We start from the raw sequence: 24,297 nt of genomic DNA, 5'->3' as shown, positions 1-24,297 counted from the left end.
GGCGCGTCTCAAAGCCCCGCTGTCCTACTGCGCGGCGCGGACTTTGAGACGCGCACTCACGCGGGGACGCCCTCGAAACCGCGGTCAGCCCCGCGCGATGAGGCGCAGCATGCCCTCGGGGTAGCGCGCGCCCGAGACCGGGAGCTCCAGCTCGGACAGCTCTGCGCCGGTCAGCTCGATACCGGCCGCCGCCAGGTTCTCCTCCAGGCGCTTACGGCTCTTCGTACCGGGAATCGGCACCACGTCGTCGCCCTGGGCGAGTAGCCACGCCAGCGCGAGCTGCGCCGCCGTCACGCCCTTGCGGCCGGCCATCGCACGCACCGCCTCGGCCGCCTTCATGTTCGCGTCGAAGTTGGCCCCCTGGAAGCGCGGGTCGTTGCGCCGGTAGTCGCCGGCCGGGTAGTCCTCGGCCCGCCGGACGTCGCCGGTGAGGAAGCCGCGGCCCAGCGGTGAGTACGCGACCAGCCCGATGCCCAGCTCCCGCAGCGTCGGCAGGATCTCCTCCTCCAGCCCCCGCTCCCACAGGGAGTACTCGGTCTGCAGCGCCGACACGGGGAAGACGGCGTGCGCCCGCCGGATGATGGTCGCCGACGCCTCGGACAGGCCGAAGTACCGCACCTTTCCGGCCGCGACCAGCTCGCCGACCGCGCCGGCGACGTCCTCGATCGGGACCTCCGGGTCGACCCGGTGCTGGTACAGCAGGTCGATGTGGTCGGTGCCGAGCCGCTCGAGCTGCTGATCGGCCACCTCGCGGATGTGCTCGGGACGGCTGTTCGTCCCGAGCCGCTCACCGTCGGGGGCGAACTCCCAGCCGAACTTCGTCGCGACGACCACCTCGTCGCGGCGCCCCTTCAGCGCGCGGCCGAGCAGCTTCTCGTTGGTCCACGGCCCGTACGCCTCGGCGGTGTCGAAGAAGTCACAGCCCAGCTCGATCGCCCGGTGGATCGTGGCGATGGACTCGTCGTCATCGGGCGCACCGTACGCCCAGCTCATGCCCATGCATCCCAGGCCGAGTGCCGAGGTGCGCAGGCCCTGCCGTCCCAGTGCTCTCTTCTCCATGCCCACCAGGCTGCCCCTTAGAGCGCGCTCTAAGTCAAGCGCGCGAGCCTTGACGCAGCGCGCTGCCCGCCAGCCAGCGCGACCACGACCGGGTCCAGAACGTCCAGTCGTCGGCGTACGGCTCGTCCGCGAACCGCCGCGTTGTGTGGGTCACGTTCACGATGTCACCGCGCTGGGAGATGTCGTAGAAGTAGCGGGCGCCGGCCGGGGACGTCCGGACGCACCCGTGGCTGGCGTTCTGCCGGCCCAGGTAGTAGTACTCACCGACGCTCTTGTGCACGTACTCACCGCCCAAGGTGATCCGCACCGCCAGCTCGACACGCTCCTTGTAGTAGTCACAGCCCGCACTGCCCTTCGGGCAGGTCGCCGTCATGGTCACCGAACGCCGCTTCTCGCGGGTCAGATGGACTCCGCTGGTCGTGATCGTGTCCGGCCGCGTGCCCGCGCCCATACTGATCTTGAATCGCTTCACCATGCCGTCGTGGTCGACGGTCATGACGTGCGACTTGGCGTCCGCCACGGTGACGTTCGAAGCTCCGATGGTGAAGGACCGGCTCACGTCGCGCACGCCGTACGTGTCACGGGCGGCTCGCACGCCGGCCAGGTGCGCGGTGAAGGCGACCTTCTGGTGAGGGCGCCAGTATTTCTCGGTGCGGTACACGACCCGGCGGTCGGAGATCCAGCTCCAGGCCCCGGTGTCCCCATGGGCCGAGGTGACCTCCAGCGCCTTCTCCACGTTCGCCCGGTTCGCCACCGGGCCGGTGAAGTCGACGATGATCGGCATTCCGACGCCGACCGTCTCCCCCGCCGCCGGTGTCACGTCCGCGACGCCGATGGTCCGTGGCGCCTTCTGCGTACGGAAGGCCCTGGTGATGGTGCTGACCTTGCCTTTGGCGTTCTTCGCCGTCGCCGTCACCGTGTACGCGTGACCGGGCTTCAGGGCCCAGGTCGTTCTCCATGACGTACGGCCGGCGTTGAAGCCGCCGGCGGCACCGGTGACGGACTCCAGCGTGCCGCCCGACACCGTCACCGTGACACCCTGGTCGGGCCGTACGCTCTGCCCGGACGCGCTGATCCGCACGGTGGGCGCCGCCGCATCGGCGGTACGGCCGGGCGAGGTGGGCTGGCCGTTCGCGCAGCCCGCCGTCAGGGCGAGTGCCAGGGCCACGGCCAGGTATCTGATCTTCAAGGACGTTCTCCAGGTCGTGCGACGGGCTGCGCGGACAGTCGCGCGACCCAGTAGCTGACTTCTTCGTTCCGGCCGTGGTCGCGCGTGATGACGTCGCGCAGTCCCAGGAAGTGGTAGGTCCGCGGATCCAGGATCAGTTCGAGCCGCGAGGCGTCACTCGTGGCGATGGAGAAGGCGACGCCGTGGCGCCCCGCGGCGTCGGGCACGTCCGGCAGCACGTCGACGCCGGGCAGCCGGGACAGCGCGCCGTACAGCGTGGCCTGCGAACGCGGCGCGACGTCATAGGCGTCGAGGAGCCTGGTGACGAAGTCGAACACCGCCGCGTCGCGCGGCACGCCGATGATCCCGGCGACGTACTCCGTCACGCGTCCCTTCGACCGGGGTTCCGCCCGGATGCGGTCCACCTCCGCGTAGAGCCGGGTGAGGGCCGCTTCCGGGTCTTCGGGCAGGCCGGTCAGCACGGTGCCGCGTACCGCGAGGGGCAGCCGCCCCGCTGGGAACCGCCGGCCGTCCATGCGGATCCACGACTCGACGACGCGCCGTTCGGGCCGCGCCTTCAGGCCACGCTGCATGCTCCGCACGTAGACCCACTGATGCGGGCCCATCGTGACGAGTGGTTCCCTTCGCGCCACGGTCTCGGCGCGTTCGGCGAGCCGCACTGCCGCGCTGCCCGCCGGAACGGCCGGCGCCGCGCCCCGGTCTCGCACCGTCGTGAGCCCGGCGACCAGTGCTCCGACCGCGGTCGCGGCCACCGCGAGGCGCACAGCGATCCGGCGGCCCCTCGCGGCACGCCGCGGCGTCGAGCCGATCGCGTCGAGCAGCCGTGCGTGACCGGATTCGATCACCTGTGGCCGGGGCGGGGCGACCTGCTCGTACCTACGTCCGACCAGCTCGAGCTCATCCACGGTGTGCCTCCAGCGTGGCGCGCATCTTCCTGCGAGCCCGGAACAGACGGGACGAGACGGTCCCGACGGAGACGCCCAGTGCCTGCGCGACCTCCTCATAGGCGAGGCCGCTTCCCGCGACCAGGACGAGCACGTCGCGCTCGCCCTGGTTGAGGCGGGCCATCGCGTCCGCGAGCTCACGACGCATCCCCTCGGCGGAAAGCCTGTCGATCACCGGCTCCATCGGCTCGACCGCGGGGTCCACGCCCGTCCGCGCGATGGCCCGATAGAAACGAATCTCCGAGCGACGCTGCCGGCCGATGAGGTTGGTGGCGATTCCGTAGAGCCAGGGGCGTACGCCCGCGCGATGCGGGTCGTAGCGCGCGCGGTGCCGGAACGCCTCCAAAAACGTGTCGGCCATCAGGTCATCGGCCGTGTCCGGCCCGAGGCGACCGGCGATGTAGCGGTAGATCTCGCCGGCATACCGCTGGTAAAGCGCCGTGAACCGCTCGGGTTCGGTGAGGGAAGCGCTGATCACATCGGCGTCCTGGCACGCCTCGGTGATCACCGCTGGCTCGCGTTGGTCATGGTGCTCTTCCGCGGGGCAGGGGTACGTCCTCCCCTATTTGTCCGGACGCGGGCATCTTGTTCCCAAATTTTTTGGAGGCGCTCGAGACGCGCTCCTGGGACAGATCACCGGTCCCGGCCGTTGCGGGCGCCGTCAGTGATCGCCAGGCCGCGCCCCGACTCGTCCAGTTCGCCGGCCCGCCGCTCCGGCAGGTCGGGATATGGATCGCGTACCCGCAGGTGAACGTATCGGGGGCTGCACTCCACCTCGACGTGGACGACCGCCCGGCGGCCCGAGGCCGGCGGTCCTGCGGGCGCCGGTGGTGGCGGTTCCGGGCTGTGCGGCGTACGAACGTCAGCCCGAGCAGTTGCCCTTCGCCATGAGCTTGCCGCCGATGACCTTGTTGTCGCAGGCGATGGTGTTGCCGCCGACCGTGTCGTTGATCCCGACGCCGTCGGCGCCGGAGATGTCGAGGGTGTTGCCGCGGAAGACGTTGCCGGTGCCCCCGCCCTTGATGATCTGGTGGGTCTGGAAGCCGTCCTTGAGGGTCTTCTTGCCCCTGTTGCCCTGGATCAGGTAGCCGTTGCCCTTGACGTCGATCCAGGAGTCGTTGAACTTGTCGCCGCCGAGCGCGGATCCGTCGAAGACGTTGTCGAGGATGCGTCCGCCGCTCGTGCCCTCCTTGATGTCGATGGCCTCGGCCGTCGCCCGGATGACGTTGCCGCGCACCACGTTGTTGTCGCTCTTGTCCGGCTTGCCGCCGGAGCTGTTGCTCCAGTTGGACTCCGCCGAGCCGAGGTAGACGCCCTCACCGAACTTCGCGCGCCGGAGGCCGGTGTTGTAGATCTTGTTGTACTGGACGGTGTCGCCGGTGCTGAAACCCCGCAGGTGGATCGCCTCGTCGCCGATGTCGTGCACGGTGAGGCCCTGGATGATGGAGCCGCTGGAGCCGTCGGCCATGACGCCCTTCTGGCTGTTCTGCACGGAGAATCCGATCAGCCGCCAGTAGCCGGCCTTGTCGAGGTGGAAGGCGTACCCCTTCTTGACGCCTCCGCCGTCGAGGATCGCGGTGGCGTCCCCGCACAGGAAGATCGGCTTGTCGCTCGTGCCCGAGGCCTGCGCGACGAACTTGCCCGTGTAGGTTCCGGCCGCCAGGCGGATCACGTCACCGGGCTTCGCCGCGCCGAGCGCCTTCTCCAGGCCGTCGGCGTCCTTGACGGTCGTGGTCGGCGAGGGACAGCTCACCTTGCCGCTGCCCGTGGGTACCGGCAGGCTCAGCGGCGGCCCGGGCGTCGCCTGTTTACCGCCGTCGTTTTTTCCCTTGTCATCGCCTTTCGACGCGCCGGCGGACGGACTCCCCTCGGCGGCCGCGTTCTTCGACGACCCGTCACCGCCGGCCAGCAGCCATACCGCCCCGCCGATGATGAGTACACCGACGACTCCGACAACGACCCCGACGACGAATCTCCGGTCGATTCCCATCCCGTCCTCCTACGACGCGCTCGGGCTGCCGTGAACAGCGGAAACGCTGCCCCTGCGACACGGCCGACTGGAGTATGACGCGACCCGATGTCGGCGGGTTCCACCGCTCCGATCTTGACGATTGCGAATCCCGCGGATCTCGGATAGTTGCGAATGTCGGTGAACTTGACCGCCGATCACATGGCAGTTCTTTATCCATGCGAATACGCGTCCTTACTTTTCGTCGTCTTTCGACGGGACGGGTTCCTCCGGGTACAGGTCACCCCACAGACGACGCAGAAATTTCTCCGCGCCGCCGTCGTACTGGACCTCACGGCGCAGCTCACTCTCCGGCACCTCCCCGGGGTGCGTGAGGGCGCGACGCAGTTCCCGTCTGAACTGGGCCATCGTCTCGTCGTCCCCTCGCCGCGCGAGTCCCGCAGGCTGTCGTACGCGTCGTCATCCGCCTCGGGATGGCAGTACGTGCTCGCGATGCGGAACAGCGTCGCGTAGGACGCTTCCGGGCCGGCCTGCCCCGGCCGGAGTGCCGCCACTCCCATCGTCCCGGCGACGTACATCGTCTCCGGCGGTGAGAAGGGCAGTGCCAGGGGCGGTCCGGCCACCTTCCACTCGTGTACCTGCTGGCACTCGGGCAGCGTCCACCCGAAAACGGCGTCCAGTGCGCACGAGGCCAGGATCGGACGAGCGCCCAGGGAGGCGAACGAGAGCCCGGTGACGCTGTCGTCATGCCCGGTGAACACCCGCAACGCCTCGCCGGTGCGCAGGTCCCAGACCCGTACGGCCGGCCGACGCGACAAGGCATGCCCGCGGGTCCCCCGTCCATAATCAGCATTTTCCGGACGAGACAGCCGTCGCCTGTGCCGCCCCAAATCGTGCCGCCTCAGATCGCCAAAGGGCCCCTGGCGCGTTAGGTCGCGGCAGGGGCCCTTGGAGTTCGCCGATCAGGAGGCGGGCAGGCCGATCGTCACCGGGCCGAGTTGCCGGCTCGTGGTGGCGGGTCTGCCCGTCACCGGTGCGAAGGGCGGCGGGGACGCGCCGGCGCGTTCGATCAGGTACGAGCCGCCCTCCCGGGCCGGCACGGTGAACGTCGAGGCCGTGGTCGGCGCCAGCACGACCGTGTGCCGGTCGTCACCCGTCACGACCTGGACCTTCTGGCCGGGCCAGGGGTTGCGCACCCGGATCGGCGCGTTCGACCCCGCCTCGATGCCGACCGTCACCGGCACACCTCCGCGGACCTGCACATCGACCTTGTCCCGGTGCTGGATGTAGACGGTGCCGTCGGCGTCCCACGATTTCGGCCAGGCCGGGGCGACGCGCAGCGTCCCGTCGTAGTCCTGCACCAGCGCGTCCTGCAGGGCGGTGGCGACCACGCCGCCCTGCTCGATGTACGGCTCGGGCTGGCGCACCGTCACGCCGAAAGAGGCCAGGCCGGACGGCCGGTCCTGGAACCGCTCGGTGAGGTCGACCAGCGTCTTGGCCATGTCGTCGGCGAGGCCGAGCCGCGCGGCGTCGATCGGGTCGAAGCTCCAGTCGTTGTCCTCGACGTACGGCCGGTGGGCGAACGTCCGGGCGGCCAGGTCGTGCGACGGCCCGTCGTCGCCGATCAGACCGTACGGCCAGACCGGTTCCAGGCCGATGTTCTCGACGTTGTGCGTGTCGGCCGACTGCTGCCAGGACATGCCGATCACGTCGTGGCCGGCGGCGTCGGCGGACGGTGGCAGCTGCTGGGTACGCGTGTCCTCGTCGGTGCGCGGATAGGGCATCAGCTTGGCGACCGCGGCGTCCAGCCGGGTCGCCAGGCCGGCGTCGCGGTGCAGCAGACGCGCGGCCCGGGCGATGGCCGGGAACACCGCACGCATCGCGGCGATGTCGGTCGTCGGGTCGGTGACGTCCCACTGCGTCTCGTGCGCGTTGGACGGGCCGGTGTGCAGCCTGCCGTCGTCGCCCACGGTGGCGTACGAGAGCATGAAGCGCGCCCAGGCCCTCATCACCGGATAGTTCTTCCGCAGGAACGCCAGGTCGTCGGTCTGCAGGTACTGCTGCCAGACGAACAGCGACACCTCACCGCCCGTCGTGAGCGTGCGGGCGTTGTAGTTCGCCGGGCCTCCGCCGCAGTCGACGAACGGCCGGGCGCCCCAGCCGGCTCCGTCGTTGTGCGTCTGGTAGCCGATGCCGTTGAACCGCATCGTCTCCGGGACGCACGCACCGGTCCTGCCGGGGAACTGGCTCGCCGTCCAGTCCTCGATCGTCGCCAGGTCGTCGCGGTACATGGCGAAGTAACCGTCGTTGTCGCCGTACGTTCCGGCGCCCAGCGACGCGGTCACGAGCATGCGCAGGTTCCAGCCCCAGTACGCGGCCGGGTCCCAGGTGTGCGTGTCCTGCGTGGAGTCGAACAGGTCGGCCACTCCGGCCTGCGATCCGGGCCGTACGTCGCCGCGCTCCGCGGCGTCCGCGTACAGGTTGACCACCCGGAGGTTCTCCAGGTACTCGGCGGTCCCGTCCGGGGACGACAGGCGCATCAGCCCGGCGTGCCGCCAGTACCCGTGCCACCACGCGAGGTGTGCCGCGCGCAGCCTCGACGCGGGAGGACGGGCGGCGCGGGCGAGCCGGTCGCGTACGGCGGCGAGGGCGTCACCGCCGGTCCAGTGCGGGGAGTCCACCACGACGCGGTACGAGCCGTCCGGGTGAGGCCGGAAGCTCACCTCGACGGTCCGCGTGTCGACGACGCGGGCGTTCACGTCGCGCCCGCCGGCGGTCACCGCGGCGAGCGAGCCGAACGTCTCACCGGTGGAGCCGGGCCGCCCGCCGTCGGTCCAGGTCTGCGACAGCGCGCCCACGCCGCCCGCGGCCCGGGCGTCGGGGGTGCGCGGCTGCCACAGCGCCAGCCGGGCCGTCTGCGCGGCGGCCGGGTCGGCGCCGGTGACGTCGACGACCAGCTGGTCGGTGCCGGCGCGGACGTACGCGGTGGCCGTCATGCCGCCGCCGGACTCGACCAGCGTCCCGTCGTAGAGGTTCAGCCGGCCGCGGAAGTCGGCCGCGCCGGTGAGCTTCGCCAGGCCGGGAATCAGGACCTGCCCGGGGGAAAGCCGGTCGGGCATGGTGTCGGCGCGGTTGAGCTGGGCGGTGAAGCCGCCCGCCGCCCACGCGGCGACTCCGAGCGTGCCGTTGCCGAGCGGCATCGCCTGCTTGGGGTCGGTGTTCGGCCGGCCCAGGACGACGTCGGAGCGGCCCACCACGCCGGGCACGTCCACGTGGAACGAGCCGTGCGCCCAGGCGGTCGTCGCCGTGGTGCCGGCCGCCGCCGGCGTCATCGGGAGAAGGATCGTGCCGGCCGCGACGAGAGCGATGAGGCGCATGTCACTGCCCCACCGGGTAGGGGAACTGCGCGGTGAGCCCGATCTGGTCGTAGCGCATCTTCGAGGTGTCGAAACCGTCCCTCCAGCTGTCGTTGGCGAACTCGTTGCACTCCGCCGCCGACGGCCCGTGGTACTGGTCTCCCTGCACGTTCGTCACCTGGATGTTGGAGAACGTGAACCCGCAGCCGCCGAAGTCCATGTGCACGCCGCGCGGCGGGGAGTCCAGCATGGACGGGTCGGCCTTCACGTCGTCGATCGTCACCTGGTCCACGGAGCTGTTCATGGTGTGCGGATCGAAGTTCTGCACGCCGTACGCGTAGATGGCACCCGTGTCGCCGCTGTCCTCGCCGACGTGCGCGATCTTCAGGTAGGACAGCGCGTTGCCCTGGCCGTAGTCGTCGGCGTTGGCCGCGGTCGTGACCGCGCGCATGCTCACCGCGTACCGGGCACTGTGCTGCATGACGCTGTGGCTGACCACGTTCGACCCGCTGTCGAGCAGCTCGACCGCCGAGGCGTCGCCGGGCACCAGCTCGCCGTAGTAGTCGTAGTAGTCATCGGTGAACACGTTGTGGTTGGCGATGTCGCCCTCACCGGGATACGGGCCCTCGATCTTGACCCCGTCGCCGCCGATGTGCGCGAAGTAGCTGTCGGACACGGTGTCGTGGTCGGCGCGCCCGGTGAGGTAGACGCCCTCCCACCCGGTGTTGGTGACGTGCAGGGCGTGCAGGTCGATGCCGGTCGTGTTGGTCAGCGTGATCGTGCCGAACCGGTTGCGGGGCAGTTCGATCTGCCGGTCGTAGTCCTGGTACTTGTGCGCGGTGCCGGAGTCACCGGCGGCATTCCACGCGAAGCGGTACCAGTCCACGAAGTCGGAGTACTCGAACGCCAGCCCGTCGAAGGTCAGGTCGTGCGCCGGCGCGCCGGTCGAGCTCCCGGTGACCGACACGATGGTCTGGACGGTCGGCGCCCAGACGGGGGTGTCGATCTTCCCGTCGCGGGGCCAGTAGTAGAGCCAGCCGGTGGCCGAGTCGTAGTAGTACTCGCCCGCCTGGTCGAGGAAGTCCAGCGAGTTCTGGATGAAGTAGCGCGAGCCCGGGTCGTCGGTCTGGATGGAGTACCGCGTCGGGTACGTCAGCGTGGCGAGGTTCTTGTTCCACGACATGTTCTTGATCGGGTCGGTGTCGGTGAACCAGCTCCAGGAACCGCCCGACCAGATCACCACCTGGGCGTCGTGCAGGTCCCAGTTCTGGTCCCACGTGCCGGGCTCGAAGGTGAGCCAGGTCTGGCTGTTGCGCCGGTCCGGGACGAGCGTGGCGCGCAGGTAGGGCGCCCAGGTCTCGTCGGCGCCGCGGTTGGGGTAGCGCGCGGTGGTCGCGCGCCGGTCGCCCTCGTACAGCGTGTGGATGGGGTGCCCGGTGCCGATCTGGGCCCGGTAGATCTTGTCCTTGTACGGCTGCCAGCCGGTGACCTGCCGGGCGCCCAGCAGACGCGCCTTGCCCGGGCCGTCGTAGCTGCGGTAGACGACGCGGTGCCCGTCGCTGCCGGAGTCGGCACCGGTGAACGCGATCGTCTGGTCGACGGTGTAGTCACCGGCACGCAGGTTGACGTCGATATCGCAGTGCATGTGGCGATTGAGGCCGTGGCGGGCGATGTAGTCGCGGGCGTGTTGCACGGTGCGCCACGGGCTGTGCGCGGTGCCGGCGCCCGAGTCGGCGCCGTTCGGCGAGACGTAGAACTCGGTGGCGTGACACGGGGTGGTCCGGGCGGGGGCACCCGAGGCTGCCGCGGGGGCGGCGGCCACCAGGCCGAGTGCGGCGACGGCGATCAGCGCGAGGCGGTGTTTGAGCGGAACCATGCAGGAGACTCCTCCGGCGGCGAAGGATAAACGTTAATCGATTGGATCTGATCGATTAGCCGGACCGTAGCGAGCAGAGAGCGCTCGGTCAATATCCCGGAGATGTCCGGTTTCGGGCGTGATGCGGCGCTTGAGAAGTGGCAGCCGACCCCGGTATGGCCCCCGGACGGGACGCCGGTGAGGCCGTAAGGGCGCCGGGTTCAGGTGATCAGGCCGTGTGACTTGCCGGCGGCGTGGTCGCGGACGGCCGCTTCGGCACGCTCCGCGTCGCCGGAGGCCAGGACGGTGACCAGGCGGGCGTGCCACTCGGGGAGCTCGTCCAGGTCGCCCTTGTAGAACGGGTCGCCCACCACCTGCAGCAGGTTCAGGCTGGGTTCGAGCACGCCCCACAGCCGCTGGACGAGCGTGTCGCCGCCGAGCGCGCACAGGCGGCGGTGGAAGGCCAGGTCGGCCTGGCGAAGCTTGGACTGGCTGCCCGACCGGGCAGCGGCCCGCATGCGCTCCACCTCTTCGGTGAGCGCCTGTTCGGCCTCCGGGGTCCAGTCGGCGGCGAGCTCACGCGCGGCGATCCCTTCGAGGACGACCCGGATCTCCCGGGCCCGTGCGGCGTCCTCGGCCGAGATCTCCGCCACGTAGCTGCCCCGGCGCTGGACGTGGCTGACCAGCCCCTCGTGGGCGAGACGGCGGATCGCGTCGCGTACGGGCGCCTGGCTGATGCCGTAGCGGCGCGCCAGGTCCGACTCGACCAGGCGGGTGTTGGGCCCGAGGCTGCCGTCGATGATCGCCTGTCGCAGGCGGTCGTAGACCTGGTCGGAGAGCAAACCGGTCCGCAGCGGAGCGACGTCGGTCACGCTGTTGCCGCCTTCCTTCGCGACGACCTGGTCCAGGTGCGGGCGTGACATCCCACCGCGCAGTCTACCGGTGTTGATCGACTATCGATTCAATTCCGGAAGCCGAGACCCCGTACTCGAAGGCTCGGCGGTCCGATGCGTCAGGCGCGGAGGAAGGCGGGGCCGCGTCGGCGGAGCAGGTCGTAGAGCATGTTCTGGATCGTCTCGCGCACCTGGTCGGTCAGGTTGAAGACCGTCATGTGGTCCTCGGCCTGCGCCGGGTCGTACTCGTCGGTGCGGATCGGCTCGCCGAAGGCGATCATCCACTTCGAGGGCAGCGGCACCAGGCCGAGCAGGCCGAAGAGCGGCCAGGTCGGCGTCACCGGGAAGTAGGGGAAGCCGAGCAGCCGGGCCAGCGGCTTCAGGTCGGCGATCTTGGGATAGATCTCCTCGGCCCCGACGATCGCGCACGGGATGATCGGCACCTGGGCGCGCAGGGCCGTGGCCACGAACCCGCCCCGGCCGAACCGCTGGAGCCGGTAGCGCTCGCTGAACGGCTTGCCGACGCCCTTGAAGCCCTCGGGGAAGACCCCGACGAGCTGCCCCTGGGCGAGCAGCCGCGCCGCGTCGGCCTGGCACGCGAGCGTGTGCCCGCTCTTGCGCGCGAGGTGGGCGAGAACCGGGATCTGGTAGACCAGGTCGGCGCCGAGCAGCCGCAGGTTGCGGTGGGCGGGGTGGTCGTCGTGCAGGCCGACCTGGAGCATGACGCCGTCGATCGGCAGCGTGCCGGAGTGGTTGCCGACGACCAGCGCGGAGCCGGTGTCGGGGACGTGCTCCATGCCGAACATCTCGACCCGGAACCAGCGCTCGTACAGCGGGCGCAGCAGCGGCAGCAGGACGTTCTCGTTGAGTTCGGAGTCGAAGCCGAACTCGTCGATCTCGTACTCGCCGGTCAGCCGTCGCCGTACGAACTGCAGAGCGGAAGCGACCTTGTGGTCCAAACCCGCGGGTTCACGGACGAGATGCTCTGCGGCGTCGGTGTTGAGCGGAATGACCTGCGCTTCTGGCCGCATTTCGGATCTCGCCTCCTCCAGAGGGTCGTGACTCACCTCTTGCCCCCTACGGCGCCCGCCAACCGGTCGAGGAGCCCGGCGGGCAGACCATGACCGAGACCTTGCGAATCCGCGAAATCGGTAAAGGCTTCTTCCGAACTGTATTTCGGCCGCCAGGCGAGCTCGCGCGCCAGGCGCTCGGTGTCGAGCACCCGGCCGTACGTCAGCCAGCGCAGCAGCTCCGGCGAGAAGCCCTTCAGCCCACCGAACCGGCGCCCGACGTCGCCCAGCGTCTGCAGGGCGGGCGCCGGAAGCGGCAGGGTCGGCCGGCCGGCCCGGCGCAACGCCTGTGAGAGCAGGACGACGCCGTCGCCGGCCACGTTGTACGTGCCGGGGTGGTCCTCGGTCGCCATGCGCCGCAGCACCTCGACACCGTCGTCCTCGTGGATGAACTGCAGGCGCGGGTCGAACCCCAGCACCGTCGCCACCACCGGCATGCGGAAGTAGCGGCTCAGCGGGTTGTCGACGTGAGGCCCGAGGAAGTTGGCGAAGCGCAGCACGGACACGGTCAGGTCGGAGCGGCGCCGGGCGAGCCCCCGGACGTACCCCTCGACCTCGACCGCGTCCTTCGCGTAGCCGGAGGCGGGCGGCCGCACCGGCTCGTCGGTCTCGGTGAAGACCGCCGGGTCGTGCCCGGACGAGCCGTACACCGCCGCGGACGAGCGGACCACGACCTTGCGCATCGCCGGGGACCGCTGGCAGGCCGCCAGGAGCTGCATCGTGCCGATGACGTTCTGCTCCTTGGACTTCAGCCGTCCCGCGGCGGCCATCGTCACCAGGTGGAGATGCACGACCGTATCGACCTCGGCCGCGTTAATGATCTTCGCGATGCTCGGCGTGCGGATGTCGATGCGGACGAACTCCGTACGCCCGAGCGGCATCGTGGGCGCAACGGTGTCCACGCCGATGACCCGTTCGATACTGGGATCGGCCTGAAGCGCGTCCGCGACCCTTGCACCGAGGAAGCGGGACACGCCGGTGACCAGGACCACCCGGGCCGTACCCGGGGTACGTGATCCGCTCTCCGAGGGACGCATGGATGACACAGTGCCCCCCAGCCGTTACGACTACCTCAACGAGAAGTCACTTCTTGTTACGGCGCTGGACCCGCGTCTTCTTCAGCAGCTTGCGGTGCTTCTTCTTGGCCATGCGCTTACGACGCTTCTTGATGACAGAGCCCACGAAACCCTCACTCGATGGTCGACCGGGAACAGGCGATCAGCACCCTTGGCGGGCACAGCCCGAAGCCCAAGGGTACCGCCGCCAGTACGCCCGTCGTCCGCGGGCTCGGCGACCCCCGACACGGTCGGGGGTCAGCCCGCCTCGATGTAAGCGTCTCGCAGATAGTCGTGGACAGCCTGCTCCGGTACGCGGAACGAACGTCCCACGCGAATTGCCGGTAGTTCTCCTGAGTGAACAAGGCGGTATACGGTCATCTTGGACACCCGCATCACCGTCGCCACCTCGGCCACAGTCAGGAACCTGACCTCGCTCAGAGGTCGCTCGCCTGAGCTCATCGGACGCCCTCTTCCACACGCCGCGCGTCAGACCTTTGCGGTGACTTTGATCACGGCCGTGTACTTTCTCCAGCGTAAATCGTGAATCTGTAGTCGCAAGAGGGGAGTTCAACCAATCAGGCTCGAACGCGCCAAAAGATACATCGTTAGCGGCGTGTAGTAGTGCGGCGGCACGTTGTCGTCCAGAGGCACCACTACCCCGATCTTGCCCTCTGCCTCCCCCGCGAACAGCGCCGGATCGTTGCAGTCCGCGAACCCGACCGTCGGCACGCCCTCCTGTCCGGCCGCGCCCGCCCAGCCGTGGTCCGCTATGACCAGATCCGGCCATAGTGTCGCGTTTGCTGTTAGTTCTTCCAGTATCGCTCGCATCGGATGTGGGTCGTGTGTATGGTGCAGCGCTCCGCCTCCCGACAGCACCGCAACCCCGTCCACGTAGCGGATCTGGCGCCTCTCCGGACCTCGGGACGTGTCCGCCTCGTACGACCAGCCGGCCGCCGGAGTGATCACCCGGCAGCCCCGCGCCACGAGCTCCCGCGCCACCGCCAGATACACCGGCAGCAGGCCGGACGGGTGCCCGGTGGCGAGCAGCACGGTCTCCTCGCGAGCCGCCGCCCGGCCGATCCGCTCCCCCATCGCCTCCAGCGCGTCGATGGTCAGCTCCGGGTCGATCGTGTCGTCACCGTAAAGATGCGATGTATCGGGATCAATCCCGCATTTTTTTACCATCAGCGCGAAGACGTCCTCGAACGTCCATTCGCGAGTGAACTCGAGCCCGAACTGGTAGTACGGCCGTCCCGCCGCCATCCGCCGGTAGTGCAGGAGGTTGTTCTGCCGTGGCGTGGCCACGTCGCCCGCGATGAGCGTGCGCACCAGGTGCTCGCGCAGCTCCGCACGTGTGGGGACCGCGGCCGGATCCGGCGCCGTCATTGCATCGGATCCAGGCCGTGCTCCGGGAACACCGCCCTCCGCGTCGCCATCACCGCCCGATCCACCGGATGCGCCGGGTCGTAGCCGCCCGCCCACGTCTGCACCTCCACGTCCTCGCCGTCGGTCATGCGTTCCGGGGCCCGCGCCCCGGTACGGTCGCGCACGTAGTTCTGCCAGGTCGGCGGGGTGATCGACTCCGGGTCGATGGGCCGCTCGGCCGCCTCGGCGAGCAGGTGGGCCCACGCCCGCGGCACCACCTGGACCAGCGCATATCCGCCCCCTCCGACGAGGACCCAGCGACCGCCGGCGGTCTCGTGGGCCAGCCGGTGCAGCGCGCGGTACGCGGCGCGCTGCCCGTCGACGCTCAGCCGCAGGTGCGCGAGGGGGTCCAGGTCGTGGCTGTCGCATCCCTGCTGGGTCACCAGGATCTGCGGCGCGAACTCCCGCAGCAGCGGCGGGACGATCGCGTCGAACGCCCGGAGCCACAGCCGGTCGTCGGTGCCGGCCGGCAGCGCCACGTTGACCGCCGTGCCCTCGGCGCCGGTGTCCTGCGGCAGGCCGGTGCCGGGGAACAGTGTCAGCGGCGACTCGTGCAGGCTGATCGTCAGCACCCGAGGGTCGTCGTAGAACGCGGCCTGGACGCCGTCGCCGTGGTGGACGTCGACGTCGACGTAGGCGACCTTCGTGGCGCCCTGCTCCAGCAGCCAGGCGATCGCGATGGCCGGATCGTTGTAGACGCAGAAGCCGGACGCCGCGCCGCGCATCGCGTGGTGCAGGCCGCCGGCGATGTTGGCGGCGTGTGCCGCCGTGCCCTCCCAGACGGCGCGCGCGGCGGCCACGGTCGCCCCGGCGACCAGCGCGGACGCGTCGTGCATGCCGGAGAAGACCGGGTTGTCGGCGAGGCCGAGGCCGCGGGCCGGGTCGGCCCGCTCGGCGCGTACGGCGTCGATGTAGGCGGGGTCGTGGACGAGCCGCAGCAGGTCGTCGCCGGCGGGCTCGAACCCCTCGACGGTGACCCCGGGCGCGTCGAGGACGCCGAGGTCGCGGGCCAGAGCCATGGTCAGCTCGACGCGTACGGGATTCATCGGATGTTCGGGGCCGAAGTCGTATGAGGTGAGACGCTCGTCCCAGAAGACCCGCAGCGACGTGTCATACGAGTCGCGGCTCCGTTCGTCCATGTTGGTCACGGTACCGGTAGGCTCCGCGGCCATGGGCCTGGAGATGCGCGCCACCTGCGAACGCTGCGACGAGCCGCTCTACGCCAACGGGCTGGCCTACATCTGCAGCTACGAGTGCACGTTCTGCGCCGCGTGCACCCGCGCGATGTCCCACACGTGCCCCAACTGCGGCGGCGACCTGGCCCGCCGCCCCACCCGCGTCTGAACCTTCTCGCCCCTCTCTGGCGACGGAACCGCTCACGCGGCATCGGGCAACAGCAGGTGTCCCGACCGAGAGCCGATCGAGAGCCAGAGGTCAGTCAGAATGAGCGAGAACGGCCGGACCGCGACCGAAGCCGAGGCCGATGACGCCTCCCTGATCGCGCGGTCCCGCCATGAACCCGAGGTGTTCGCCGAGGTCTTCCGAAGGTACGCGCCCCAGATCAAGCGGTACGTCACTCGCCGCCTGGGACCGGACGCGGCCGAGGACGTCGTCGCCGACACCTTCCTGCTGGCGTTCCGGCAGCGTGACCGCTACGACCTGTCCCAGCCGAACGCCCGCCCGTGGCTGTACGGCATCGCCACCAACCGGATCGGGCGGCACCGCCGCGGCGAGGTGCGAATGCTGCGCGCCCTCGCCCGTACGGGCGCCGACCCGGTGACCGAGTCGTTCACCGACCGCAGCGACGAACGGGTCAGCGCCGGAGCGGTGAGCCGTCGTCTGGCGGACGCGCTCGCGAGCCTGCCGTCCAGCCACCGTGACGCGTTGTTGCTGGTGGCCTGGGGCGGGTTCGGCTATGCCGATGCCGCACAGGCCCTGGGCGTACCGATCGGAACGGTGCGCTCACGTCTCAACCGGGCGCGCACCAAGCTGCGCAAGGAACTCGGCGGGGTCGACCCGACATCGATCAGCGAGGAAGTTCTTCATGGATGAGATGACCCAGCTGAGCCTGCTGCGCGCCGAGGTCCCCGAGCCGGACCCGTCCGACCTGCGCGCCGAGGAGCGGCGGCTGATGGCCGCCATCACCGGGACCGCCAGATCGGCCGCACCCCTCCGTTCGAGGCGGCGCGTCTTCGTGCGGCTCGGCGTCGCCGGCGGCCTGGCCGCCGCCGCTGTCGCCGCCGGAGTCGCGGTGAGCGTGGGCTCGGGCCCGGGCTCGCCGCAGTCGCCCGTCGTGCTGCCTTCGGCCGTGGCGCCGGCCGCCGTCACGCGGACCCTGGACCGCGCCGCGGAGGCGGCACTGCACCAGCCGGAACTGCACCCGCGGCAGGGTCAGTTCCTGGTCTTCCGGTCGCAGGAAATGGAGGAGGTGGACTCCGGCTCCGACCGGGGCGCCACGCGCTACCTCACCAACACACGGCGTACGGTCTGGAAGCCGGTGGCCGGGCTCGACACGAAGGGCGTGCTCGAGGAGGAGGTGCTTCCGCCGACGGCCCTCCCGGGATCGCCGCTTCCGCCCGAGGCCCGGGAGGGGCTGGGCGAGCACGGTCCGGACCGGCTCGCGGAGTCCGACGGCCGCGCGGACCACCTCCGCAACGACTACGCGTACACGAGCCGCCTGCCGACCGACACCGAGGGGATGCGGCAGCACCTCTACATCGGGCTGCAGAACGACCCCGGCAAGACCATCGCCGCGTGGCAGCGGGTAGGCGGCCTGCTCACCGAGGCGTACCTGCCGGCGGCGCAGAGAGCGGCGCTGTTCCGTGCGGCGGCGACGATCCCCGGCGTCGAGGCGGTCGCCTCGGCCAAGGACGCCGTGGGCCGCGAGGGCGCCGCCGTCGCCCTGACCGACACCGAGGGCACGCGCCAGGAGTACATCTTCGACCGCCGCACCCACGCCTACCTCGGGGCGCGCACGGTGGTCGTGGACGCCGCCGCGGCGGGGCTCCCGAAGGGCACTGTGACGGAGGCCACCGCCCAACTGGGCGTCCAGGTCTCCGACACCGCACCGGCGATCAAGGAGAACTGAGAGAGGCCCGAAGCCGGGCCGGGCGGCCCGCCCGGCCCGGCTTCGGCGGCTTACACCGGCGGATCGGTTCGGAGGATGCTGTAGGTCACCCCGTCGCGCCACGCGCCGTCCCGCCAGCCGCAGCCCCGCATCACGCCCTCGCGGCTGAAGCCGGCCCGTTCCAGCGCCTTCTGCTCGGCGATGTTGTCCACCTCGGTGTCGGCCTCGATCCGGTGGACGGTCGTGTGGGCGAACAGGTACCGGGCCAGCAGGCGGTGCGCCTCCGCGCCGTACCCCTTGCCCCGGGCGTCGGGCAGCATGGCGATGCCCATGTTGACGCAGAACGATGCCGGGGTCATCTGCCGCCGGTTCCACGCGACGAACCCCAGGCGTTCCTCCCCTCGCCGCACCATGAGGACGCCGCCGTCCTCGCCGAGCAGGCCGTTCTCGGTCCACCGGCGGCGGTAGCGGCCCGGCTCACGCCAGCCGAACCAGGCGAACTCCCCGGTCGAGTCCGGATCAGAGGTCAGCCGCTCCAGGATCGTCAGGTCCGCCTCTGTCACCGGGCGCAGTGTGAGCAGTCGTTCGTCCATGCCTCTCCAACGCGGGACGGCGGCTCGATGTCGCCGTGGTCACACGGCGGCGGCGTGGCGTTCGACCCGGGATTCCTCCCCGATCGTGCGCTCGCGGCCGGCGCCGAAGCCCGGCACGAACATCAGCGCCGAGACGGCGAGGACCAGCACGCCCGGCGCGGTCCAGCCGTGCGTCGCGTCGTGCACCGCGCCGACGGCCAGCGGGCCGAGGGCCGCGATGACGTACCCCACGCCCTGCGCCATGCCCGAGAGCTGGGCGGTCACGTGGGCGTCGGAGGCCCGCAGGCCGATGAACGACAGAGCGGTCGCGAACCCGACGCCCTGGCCGAGGCCGAGGACGACGATCCACAGCCAGATCGAGCCGGCCGGCGCCCAGATCGACCCGGCGTACCCGGCCGCGGTGAGCACGATGGCGAGCGCCACCAGGGGCCGCTGGTCGCGGAACCGGCGTCCGATCACCGGCACCAGGAACGCCCCGGCCGCCTGGAGCAGGCTCGACAGGCCCAGCGCGTACCCGCCGGCCGCCTCGCTCAGCCCGCGGTCCTGGCAGATGCTGGGCAGCCAGCCCGAGGTGACGTAGGCCAGCAGCGACTGCAGGCCCATGAAGCCGGTGACCTGCCAGGCGAGGGCCGACCGCCACACCTGCGGCGAGCCGGCCTCGGGCCGTGGCGTGGCCGCCGCCGCGCCGCGCAGCCGCGGCAGCCAGGCGATCGCCGCCACGGCGGCGGGGATGGCCAGCAGCATCAGCGGCGGGCGCCAGCCCGACCCCAGCGCGTGCTGCAACGGCACCACCACGGCGGAGGAGACCGCGGCGCCGACGGTGATCGCGACGGTGTAGACGGCCGTGACGGTCGTGATCGCCTGCGGGTGGTCGCGCTTGATGATCGCCGGAACGGCGATGTTGCCGATGCTGATCGCGATACCGGCCAGCAGCGCACCCCCGAACAGCGCCACCTGGATCGGGATCACGCGGGCGAGCAGCGCGAACACGAGCAGGACCATGCTCGTGACCAGCAGCGTCTCGCCGCGCGGGCCGCGCCGCAGGAACGGCGCGACCAGCCCGTACGAGCCGAAGAACAGCACCGGAAGGGTCGTCAGCGCACCCGCCGCCGTCCCGGACAGGCCGACGTCGTCCTGGATCTGGCGCAACAGCGGCCCGACCGCGACGACGGCCGGGCGCAGGTTCAGCGCGACCAGAACGATCAGGATGACACCGACGTGTCTCCTCAAAGCAATGCCTCCAGGGCGTCAAGAGTGGGCACGATGATCCTTTCCGCGGCGTGCCCGGCCGCGTCCGGGTCGCGTGCGGCGATCGCGTCGACCACCGCGTGGTGCGCCTCGGGTCCGGCGTCGGGCAGCTCCCGGTCCAGCCGCACCGCGCTCAGCGACTCGCGGAGCCGGCTCTGGAAGTACCGGAAGGCCTCCGCCAGTAATGCGTTGTGCGAGGCATCCGCGATACCGAGATGGAACGCCGCGTCGGCCGTGCCGAATTCCCCGGGGTCGCAGGCCGCGTCCCGGTCCTCCAGCAGGGCACGGAGCCGCAGGAGGTCGTCCTGGGTGCGCCGCCGGGCCGCGAGCCGCGCCGCCTGCACGTCGTAGGCCTGCTGGAGCTCGAAGACGTCGCGCAGCGTGGACCGCTCGACGCGGCGCAGCAGCGGGCGGGGGTCGACCGCGCTGCGCACGTACGTGCCGTCGCCCCGGCGGACCTCCAGCACGCCGATGTGGCTCAGCGCCCGGATCGCCTCGCGCACGGCCGGGCGGCTGACCGCGAGCCGGGCGGCGAGGTCGTACTCGCCGGGAATCCGGTCCCCGACCGACCAGTTTCCCGCCGTGAGCTGCCCCTGCATCTGGTCGATCACCGCTTCGACCGCCGAAGAGCGAGGAACCGGTTCAAGTGTTGTCACGTCTTGTGATCATGCCAGATGTCAGGCATGTTAAACGTCTGACATCTGATGTCTCAACCATGTTGTGACGTGAGCACCCGAAAGGTGGGGGCATCTAACTACACAGGTGGCTCCTGGCCCAGGAGGCGGTTGCGGTGGACTATGAGAAAGAAGTGAACATCCCCCCGTTCGCGCGGACCCCGAGCTCGCAGAGCCGTGTGCTCACCACGGCGGTGCGTCTCGGGGTCAGGCCGTTCGCAGGCCGGATCAAGGGCCGATCGGCGACCATTCGGCTCTGGCGCTCGCTGCTGGGAGCCGGTTCCCGCTGTCTGCGCGCCGACCCCCGCGTGAGCGTCGAGCCGATCATCGATCCCTGCGTCGAGGATCCGGACGTCAAACGGCCTGTACGTGGCGAGTGGCTGCGCTCCCCTGGCTGCTCGCCCGAACGCGGCGCGATCCTCTATCTCCACGGTGGCGGCTACGCCATCTGCTCCCCCCGCACCCATCGCGTGATCACCACCCGGCTCGCGATGGACACAGACCTTCCGGTACTCGCCCCCGACTACCGGCTCGCCCCCGAACACCCCTTCCCCGCCGCATTCGAGGACGTGCTCGACGCCTACCGCCTGCTGCTGGCACGCGGGTTCCCCTCCGACCGCATCATCATCGCGGGCGACTCCTCCGGCGGCCACCTGGCCACCGCCCTCACCGCGGAGGCCTGCCGTACGGGCCTGCCGGCCCCGGCCGGCGTCGTGCTCTTCTCCCCCTGGGTCGACCTCACCGGCGAGCTCGCCACGGCCTCGGTGTCGAGCAGCCGGGACCCCTACATCGTCCCGGCCGTCGCCACCCGGTTCGGTCGGCTCTACGTCGGCACCGGTGACTGGGAGGACCCCCGCCTCTCACTGCTGACCTGTCCGAACGAGGAGCTTCCCCCGTTTCTCATCCAGGTCGGCGGCATCGAGGTGCTCCGGGCCGAGGCCGAGGCCCTCGCGGAGGTGCTCGAGGAGGCCGGAAGCCCCTACGACCTCCAGATCTGGCCGGAGCAGATGCACGTCTTCCAGATCTTCAACCGGATTCTCCCCGAGGCGGACGCCGCGATGCGCGAGGCGAGCCGCTTCATCCGGCGGGTGCTCGGCACGGACTCGGTCACCGAGGCCGCCTGATACCGGCCGCCTGATACCGGCCGCCTGATACGCTGCGTACATGCGAGGACTTCGACAGAGCTGGCGTGCCGCCTGACGGCGGCCGCCCAGTCCTCGCACTCACCCAACGGTCGCCGCTCCGGCGGCCGTTTTCTCTTGCGCTCGCCGGGCGGCCCTTGCTCGAAGGAGTCGCCATGACGGAACGAACTGAGACATTCGACGACGCTGCCCCCGTGGTCACCTCCTCCGGCGACGGAGGGCTCGCGACCGAACGCGGTGAGGGAACCGAAGGCGCGACGCCTCAGGGCGGTTCCGCCGCCGCGACCCGCGTCCTGAGCCTGTTCACCCCCTCCGGCCATCCCACGCTCGGCAACCTGCTCGGCGCGCTGCTCCCCTCGGCGCGCCTGCTCGAGACGGGCGACTGCGTCTTCGGCGTCTCGGACCTGCACGCCCTCACCAGCGACCACGACCCGGCGCGGCTGCGCGAGCGATCGCTCGAACTGGCCGGGCTGTGCGTCGCGGCCGGGATCGACCCGGCGCGCTGCGTGCTGTTCCTGCAGAGCAACGTTCCGGCCCACGCCGAGCTGGCCTACCTGTTGGAGAGCACCGCGCACTACGGCGAGATGCAGCGGATGATCCAGTTCAAGGAGAAGTCGGCGCGCCAGTCGGTCGTGCGCCTGTCGCTGCTGACCTATCCGGCGCTGATGGCCGCCGACATCCTGCTCTACCAGGCCACCGACGTTCCGGTCGGCGCCGACCAGGCCCAGCACGTCGAGCTGACGCGTGACCTGGCGACGCGTTTCAACCGCAAGTACGGCCCGGTGTTCACGATGCCCCGCGCGGTCCATCCTCCGGCGGCGGCGCGGGTCATGGACCTGTCCGAGCCGACCGCGAAGATGAGCAAGTCGATCGACTCGCCCGGCACCGTCTTCCTGCTCGACCCGATCGACGTCGTCCGCCGCAAGATCATGCGGGCGGTGACCGACTCGGGCACCGAGGTGGTGTACGACCCGGAGGGCAAGCCGGGCGTGTCCAACCTGCTGGCCATCCTGTCCGCCTGCACCGGAACCCCGGTCGCGGACCTCACGGCCGGCTCGTACGGCGTGCTGAAGAAGGAGACCGCCGACGCCGTGATCGCTCTGCTCGAACCCATCCAGCGCCGCTACGCCGATCTGTCCGCCGACCCCGCGGAGCTGGAGGGCATCCTCCGTACGGGCGCGGAGCGGGCTCGCGAGCGTGCGGCGGGCACCGTCGTCGCGGCGAAGGAGGCAATGGGCCTGCTCTCCGCCTGAAGGACCGCCCGGGACCCTGTGTGCCGATGGGTCTCCCGAAGCGCGCCCGCCCGGCCGAGACTCAAGAGACCGCCCGGAAGCCCAGTGCCCAGCGCGGCAGTGGGTTTCCGGGCGGTCTCTCAGACGTTGACCGGCTGTTCCTGGCGGGCCGTCGCCGACCGGCGGCTCCGGGCCGAGACGACGAGGCCGAGCGCGGCGGCGACGGTGGCGACGCCCTCCGCGACGGTGGTCACCACCTTCTCCGTGTACCAGATGGGCTCGTACATGTCGGGCAGCGGGCCGATCGCGCCGACGTCGACGTAGCGGTAGAGCACCACGGCGCCGAACGCGCTGGCCGCGACCAGGAACGCGATGAGGTACGGCACGGGCCGGGGACGGACGAGCACGAGGATCGCCACCACCGCGGCGACCACGCCCTGGATCCAGAACAGCGTGCTCTCGCTGATGGTCCCGGTCTGGCCCGTGTCTCCGGCCAGGTGGAAGTGCACGTACGCGTCGACGGCGAGGCCGGCGAAGACGGCGAGTCGAAGGAGTAGCCCCATACCCCGGACACGGACGGAGGGGCGGTTCGGTTCAGAGCCGCCGCGAAAAACCGCCCGTCGGCCGCGCACTCAGCCGCCGCCGAGCTCACGGCCGCGGTCGCGCGCGGCCTCGATGGCCTCGATGACCGCGGCGCGTACGCCGTGCCGCTCCAGCTCGCGGATGGCCGAGATGGTCGTGCCGGCCGGGGAGGTGACCGCCTCGCGCAGCATCACCGGGTGGTCACCGGAGTCGCGCAGCATGACGGCCGCGCCGACGGCCGACTGGATCACCATCTCCAGGGCGGCGGCTCGCGGCATGCCGAGCAGGATGCCGGCGTCGACCATCGCCTCGACCAGGTAGTAGAAGTACGCCGGGCCGCTGCCGGACAGCGCGGTCGCGGCGTCCTGGAGCGACTCGGGGATGCGCAGCACCTTGCCGACCGGGGACAGCAGCTCCTCGGTGAGCTTCAGGTGCTCCTCCGTCGCGTGCGTGCCGGCCGAGATCACGCTCATCGCCTCGTCGACGTGCACGGGCGTGTTGGACATGACGCGGACGACCGGCACGTCGGGCGGCAGCCGCTCCTCGACGAACGCGGTCGGGATGCCGGCCGCCATCGAGATCACCAGCCGCCCGGCCGTCATGTGGTCCTTCAGCTCGCCCAGCAGCGCGCCCATGTCCTGCGGTTTGACCGCCAGGACCAGCGTGTCCGCGGCCCGCGCGGCCTCGGCGTTGGTGACGACCTCGACGCCGTACCGCTGGCGCAGCATCGCACCGCGTTCTTCCCGCCGCACCGTGACGAGCAGGTCGGAGGGGCGCCGGCCGGCACGCAGCACGCCGGACAGGAGCGCCTCGCCCATCTTGCCCGCACCGAGAATCGCGATCATTTCCGTCCCTTTCCTGTCACGTGACGAAGCGTATCGAGCCGGAACCCGCTCGGTCGCACCCCCGTCACCTGCACGAACGAAAACCGCCGGATTTGG

The 24,297-nt window shown here is 70.7% G+C and carries 25 protein-coding genes; 5 read left to right on the top strand and 20 right to left on the bottom strand.

Annotated features, from left to right (window positions below):
* Positions 1-84 precede the first annotated feature (84 nt).
* The 15 genes from ABEA10_RS37440 to ABEA10_RS37370 all read right to left on the bottom strand — a co-directional run bounded on the left by ABEA10_RS37440 (position 85) and on the right by ABEA10_RS37370 (position 15,957).
* A complete protein-coding gene (locus tag ABEA10_RS37440; protein WP_345472200.1) occupies positions 85-1,059 on the bottom strand; it encodes an aldo/keto reductase in 975 nt (324 codons plus the stop codon).
* A gap of 34 nt (positions 1,060-1,093) precedes the next feature.
* Positions 1,094-2,248: a L,D-transpeptidase gene (locus ABEA10_RS37435; protein WP_345472198.1), complete on the bottom strand. Its 1,155-nt coding sequence runs from the start codon at positions 2,246-2,248 to the stop codon at positions 1,094-1,096.
* Positions 2,245-3,153 carry a CU044_5270 family protein gene (locus tag ABEA10_RS37430; RefSeq protein ID WP_345472195.1) on the bottom strand — a complete coding sequence of 303 codons (909 nt, stop codon included), beginning with the start codon at positions 3,151-3,153 and terminating at the stop codon, positions 2,245-2,247. The genes ABEA10_RS37435 and ABEA10_RS37430 overlap by 4 nt, the downstream gene beginning before the upstream one ends.
* Positions 3,146-3,670, bottom strand: a complete 525-nt coding sequence (locus tag ABEA10_RS37425; protein ID WP_345472193.1) for an RNA polymerase sigma factor — start codon at positions 3,668-3,670, stop codon at positions 3,146-3,148. The genes ABEA10_RS37430 and ABEA10_RS37425 overlap by 8 nt, the downstream gene beginning before the upstream one ends.
* 384 nt (positions 3,671-4,054) lie before the next feature.
* Positions 4,055-5,182 carry a right-handed parallel beta-helix repeat-containing protein gene (locus tag ABEA10_RS37420; protein WP_345472190.1) on the bottom strand — a complete coding sequence of 376 codons (1,128 nt, stop codon included), beginning with the start codon at positions 5,180-5,182 and terminating at the stop codon, positions 4,055-4,057.
* A gap of 213 nt (positions 5,183-5,395) precedes the next feature.
* Complete coding sequence (locus ABEA10_RS37415) at positions 5,396-5,569, bottom strand: hypothetical protein (protein ID WP_345472188.1); 174 nt, start codon at positions 5,567-5,569, stop codon at positions 5,396-5,398.
* A gap of 554 nt (positions 5,570-6,123) precedes the next feature.
* A complete protein-coding gene (locus ABEA10_RS37410) occupies positions 6,124-8,538 on the bottom strand; it encodes a glycosyl hydrolase family 95 catalytic domain-containing protein (protein WP_345472185.1) in 2,415 nt (804 codons plus the stop codon).
* 1 nt (position 8,539) lies between these two features.
* Complete coding sequence (locus tag ABEA10_RS37405; protein ID WP_345472183.1) at positions 8,540-10,393, bottom strand: hypothetical protein; 1,854 nt, start codon at positions 10,391-10,393, stop codon at positions 8,540-8,542.
* A gap of 200 nt (positions 10,394-10,593) precedes the next feature.
* Positions 10,594-11,295: a GntR family transcriptional regulator gene (locus ABEA10_RS37400; protein ID WP_329245430.1), complete on the bottom strand. Its 702-nt coding sequence runs from the start codon at positions 11,293-11,295 to the stop codon at positions 10,594-10,596.
* An 89-nt stretch (positions 11,296-11,384) separates the two neighbouring features.
* Positions 11,385-12,296 (bottom strand): lysophospholipid acyltransferase family protein, encoded by a 912-nt coding sequence (locus ABEA10_RS37395; RefSeq protein WP_345472178.1) that lies wholly within the window; start codon positions 12,294-12,296, stop codon positions 11,385-11,387.
* Positions 12,297-12,328: 32 nt separating this feature from the next.
* On the bottom strand, positions 12,329-13,372 hold the full coding sequence (locus ABEA10_RS37390) for an NAD-dependent epimerase/dehydratase family protein (RefSeq protein ID WP_345472176.1): 1,044 nt from the start codon (positions 13,370-13,372) through the stop codon (positions 12,329-12,331).
* Between the two features lie 46 nt (positions 13,373-13,418).
* Complete coding sequence (locus tag ABEA10_RS37385; protein ID WP_012854759.1) at positions 13,419-13,517, bottom strand: 30S ribosomal protein bS22; 99 nt, start codon at positions 13,515-13,517, stop codon at positions 13,419-13,421.
* A gap of 131 nt (positions 13,518-13,648) precedes the next feature.
* Positions 13,649-13,852, bottom strand: coding sequence for a helix-turn-helix domain-containing protein (locus tag ABEA10_RS37380; RefSeq protein WP_329245439.1), 204 nt, complete (start codon positions 13,850-13,852; stop codon positions 13,649-13,651).
* A gap of 108 nt (positions 13,853-13,960) precedes the next feature.
* Positions 13,961-14,779, bottom strand: a complete 819-nt coding sequence (locus ABEA10_RS37375) for a phosphatase (RefSeq protein WP_345472174.1) — start codon at positions 14,777-14,779, stop codon at positions 13,961-13,963.
* Entirely contained in the window at positions 14,776-15,957 is a 1,182-nt protein-coding gene (locus ABEA10_RS37370; protein ID WP_345472172.1) for an acetoin utilization protein AcuC, read from the bottom strand. Before ABEA10_RS37370 ends, ABEA10_RS37375 begins: the two co-directional genes overlap by 4 nt.
* A gap of 31 nt (positions 15,958-15,988) precedes the next feature.
* Between ABEA10_RS37370 and ABEA10_RS37365 the strand changes: the two genes are divergently transcribed.
* The 3 genes from ABEA10_RS37365 (at position 15,989) to ABEA10_RS37355 (ending at position 17,906) form a co-directional block, all read left to right on the top strand.
* The gene (locus ABEA10_RS37365) at positions 15,989-16,162 is read left to right on the top strand and encodes a DUF1272 domain-containing protein (RefSeq protein WP_329245449.1); all 174 of its coding nucleotides are present in this window, start codon (positions 15,989-15,991) and stop codon (positions 16,160-16,162) included.
* Positions 16,163-16,261: 99 nt separating this feature from the next.
* Positions 16,262-16,870: an RNA polymerase sigma factor gene (locus ABEA10_RS37360; protein ID WP_345472169.1), complete on the top strand. Its 609-nt coding sequence runs from the start codon at positions 16,262-16,264 to the stop codon at positions 16,868-16,870.
* A complete protein-coding gene (locus ABEA10_RS37355; protein ID WP_345472166.1) occupies positions 16,863-17,906 on the top strand; it encodes a CU044_5270 family protein in 1,044 nt (347 codons plus the stop codon). The genes ABEA10_RS37360 and ABEA10_RS37355 overlap by 8 nt, the downstream gene beginning before the upstream one ends.
* A 50-nt stretch (positions 17,907-17,956) precedes the next feature.
* On the opposite strand, the gene ABEA10_RS37350 is transcribed toward ABEA10_RS37355, so the two are convergent.
* Genes ABEA10_RS37350 through ABEA10_RS37340 form a run of 3 tightly spaced genes read right to left on the bottom strand, consistent with a single transcriptional unit; the run spans position 17,957 to position 20,382 of the window.
* Positions 17,957-18,478: a GNAT family N-acetyltransferase gene (locus tag ABEA10_RS37350; protein WP_345472164.1), complete on the bottom strand. Its 522-nt coding sequence runs from the start codon at positions 18,476-18,478 to the stop codon at positions 17,957-17,959.
* Between the two features lie 39 nt (positions 18,479-18,517).
* Positions 18,518-19,708 carry a CynX/NimT family MFS transporter gene (locus ABEA10_RS37345; RefSeq protein WP_345472162.1) on the bottom strand — a complete coding sequence of 397 codons (1,191 nt, stop codon included), beginning with the start codon at positions 19,706-19,708 and terminating at the stop codon, positions 18,518-18,520.
* Complete coding sequence (locus ABEA10_RS37340; protein WP_345472160.1) at positions 19,705-20,382, bottom strand: FadR/GntR family transcriptional regulator; 678 nt, start codon at positions 20,380-20,382, stop codon at positions 19,705-19,707. Before ABEA10_RS37340 ends, ABEA10_RS37345 begins: the two co-directional genes overlap by 4 nt.
* A 134-nt stretch (positions 20,383-20,516) precedes the next feature.
* Between ABEA10_RS37340 and ABEA10_RS37335 the strand changes: the two genes are divergently transcribed.
* Together ABEA10_RS37335 and trpS are read left to right on the top strand one after the other, a co-directional pair.
* The gene (locus ABEA10_RS37335) at positions 20,517-21,524 is read left to right on the top strand and encodes an alpha/beta hydrolase (protein ID WP_329245466.1); all 1,008 of its coding nucleotides are present in this window, start codon (positions 20,517-20,519) and stop codon (positions 21,522-21,524) included.
* 173 nt (positions 21,525-21,697) lie between these two features.
* Positions 21,698-22,795: a tryptophan--tRNA ligase gene (gene trpS, locus ABEA10_RS37330; protein WP_345472156.1), complete on the top strand. Its 1,098-nt coding sequence runs from the start codon at positions 21,698-21,700 to the stop codon at positions 22,793-22,795.
* A gap of 119 nt (positions 22,796-22,914) precedes the next feature.
* Here the strand turns inward: trpS and ABEA10_RS37325 are convergent, their stop codons facing one another.
* On the bottom strand, positions 22,915-23,337 hold the full coding sequence (locus ABEA10_RS37325; protein ID WP_345472154.1) for a hypothetical protein: 423 nt from the start codon (positions 23,335-23,337) through the stop codon (positions 22,915-22,917).
* A gap of 69 nt (positions 23,338-23,406) precedes the next feature.
* A complete protein-coding gene (gene proC, locus ABEA10_RS37320; RefSeq protein WP_345472152.1) occupies positions 23,407-24,201 on the bottom strand; it encodes a pyrroline-5-carboxylate reductase in 795 nt (264 codons plus the stop codon).
* Between the last annotated feature and the right edge of the window lie 96 nt (positions 24,202-24,297).

Source organism: Actinoallomurus oryzae (genome assembly GCF_039541955.1).
GTDB lineage: Bacteria > Actinomycetota > Actinomycetes > Streptosporangiales > Streptosporangiaceae > Actinoallomurus > Actinoallomurus oryzae.
The sequence above is the reverse complement of the archived record's forward strand: the minus strand, read 5'-3'. Positions and strand labels throughout refer to the sequence as shown.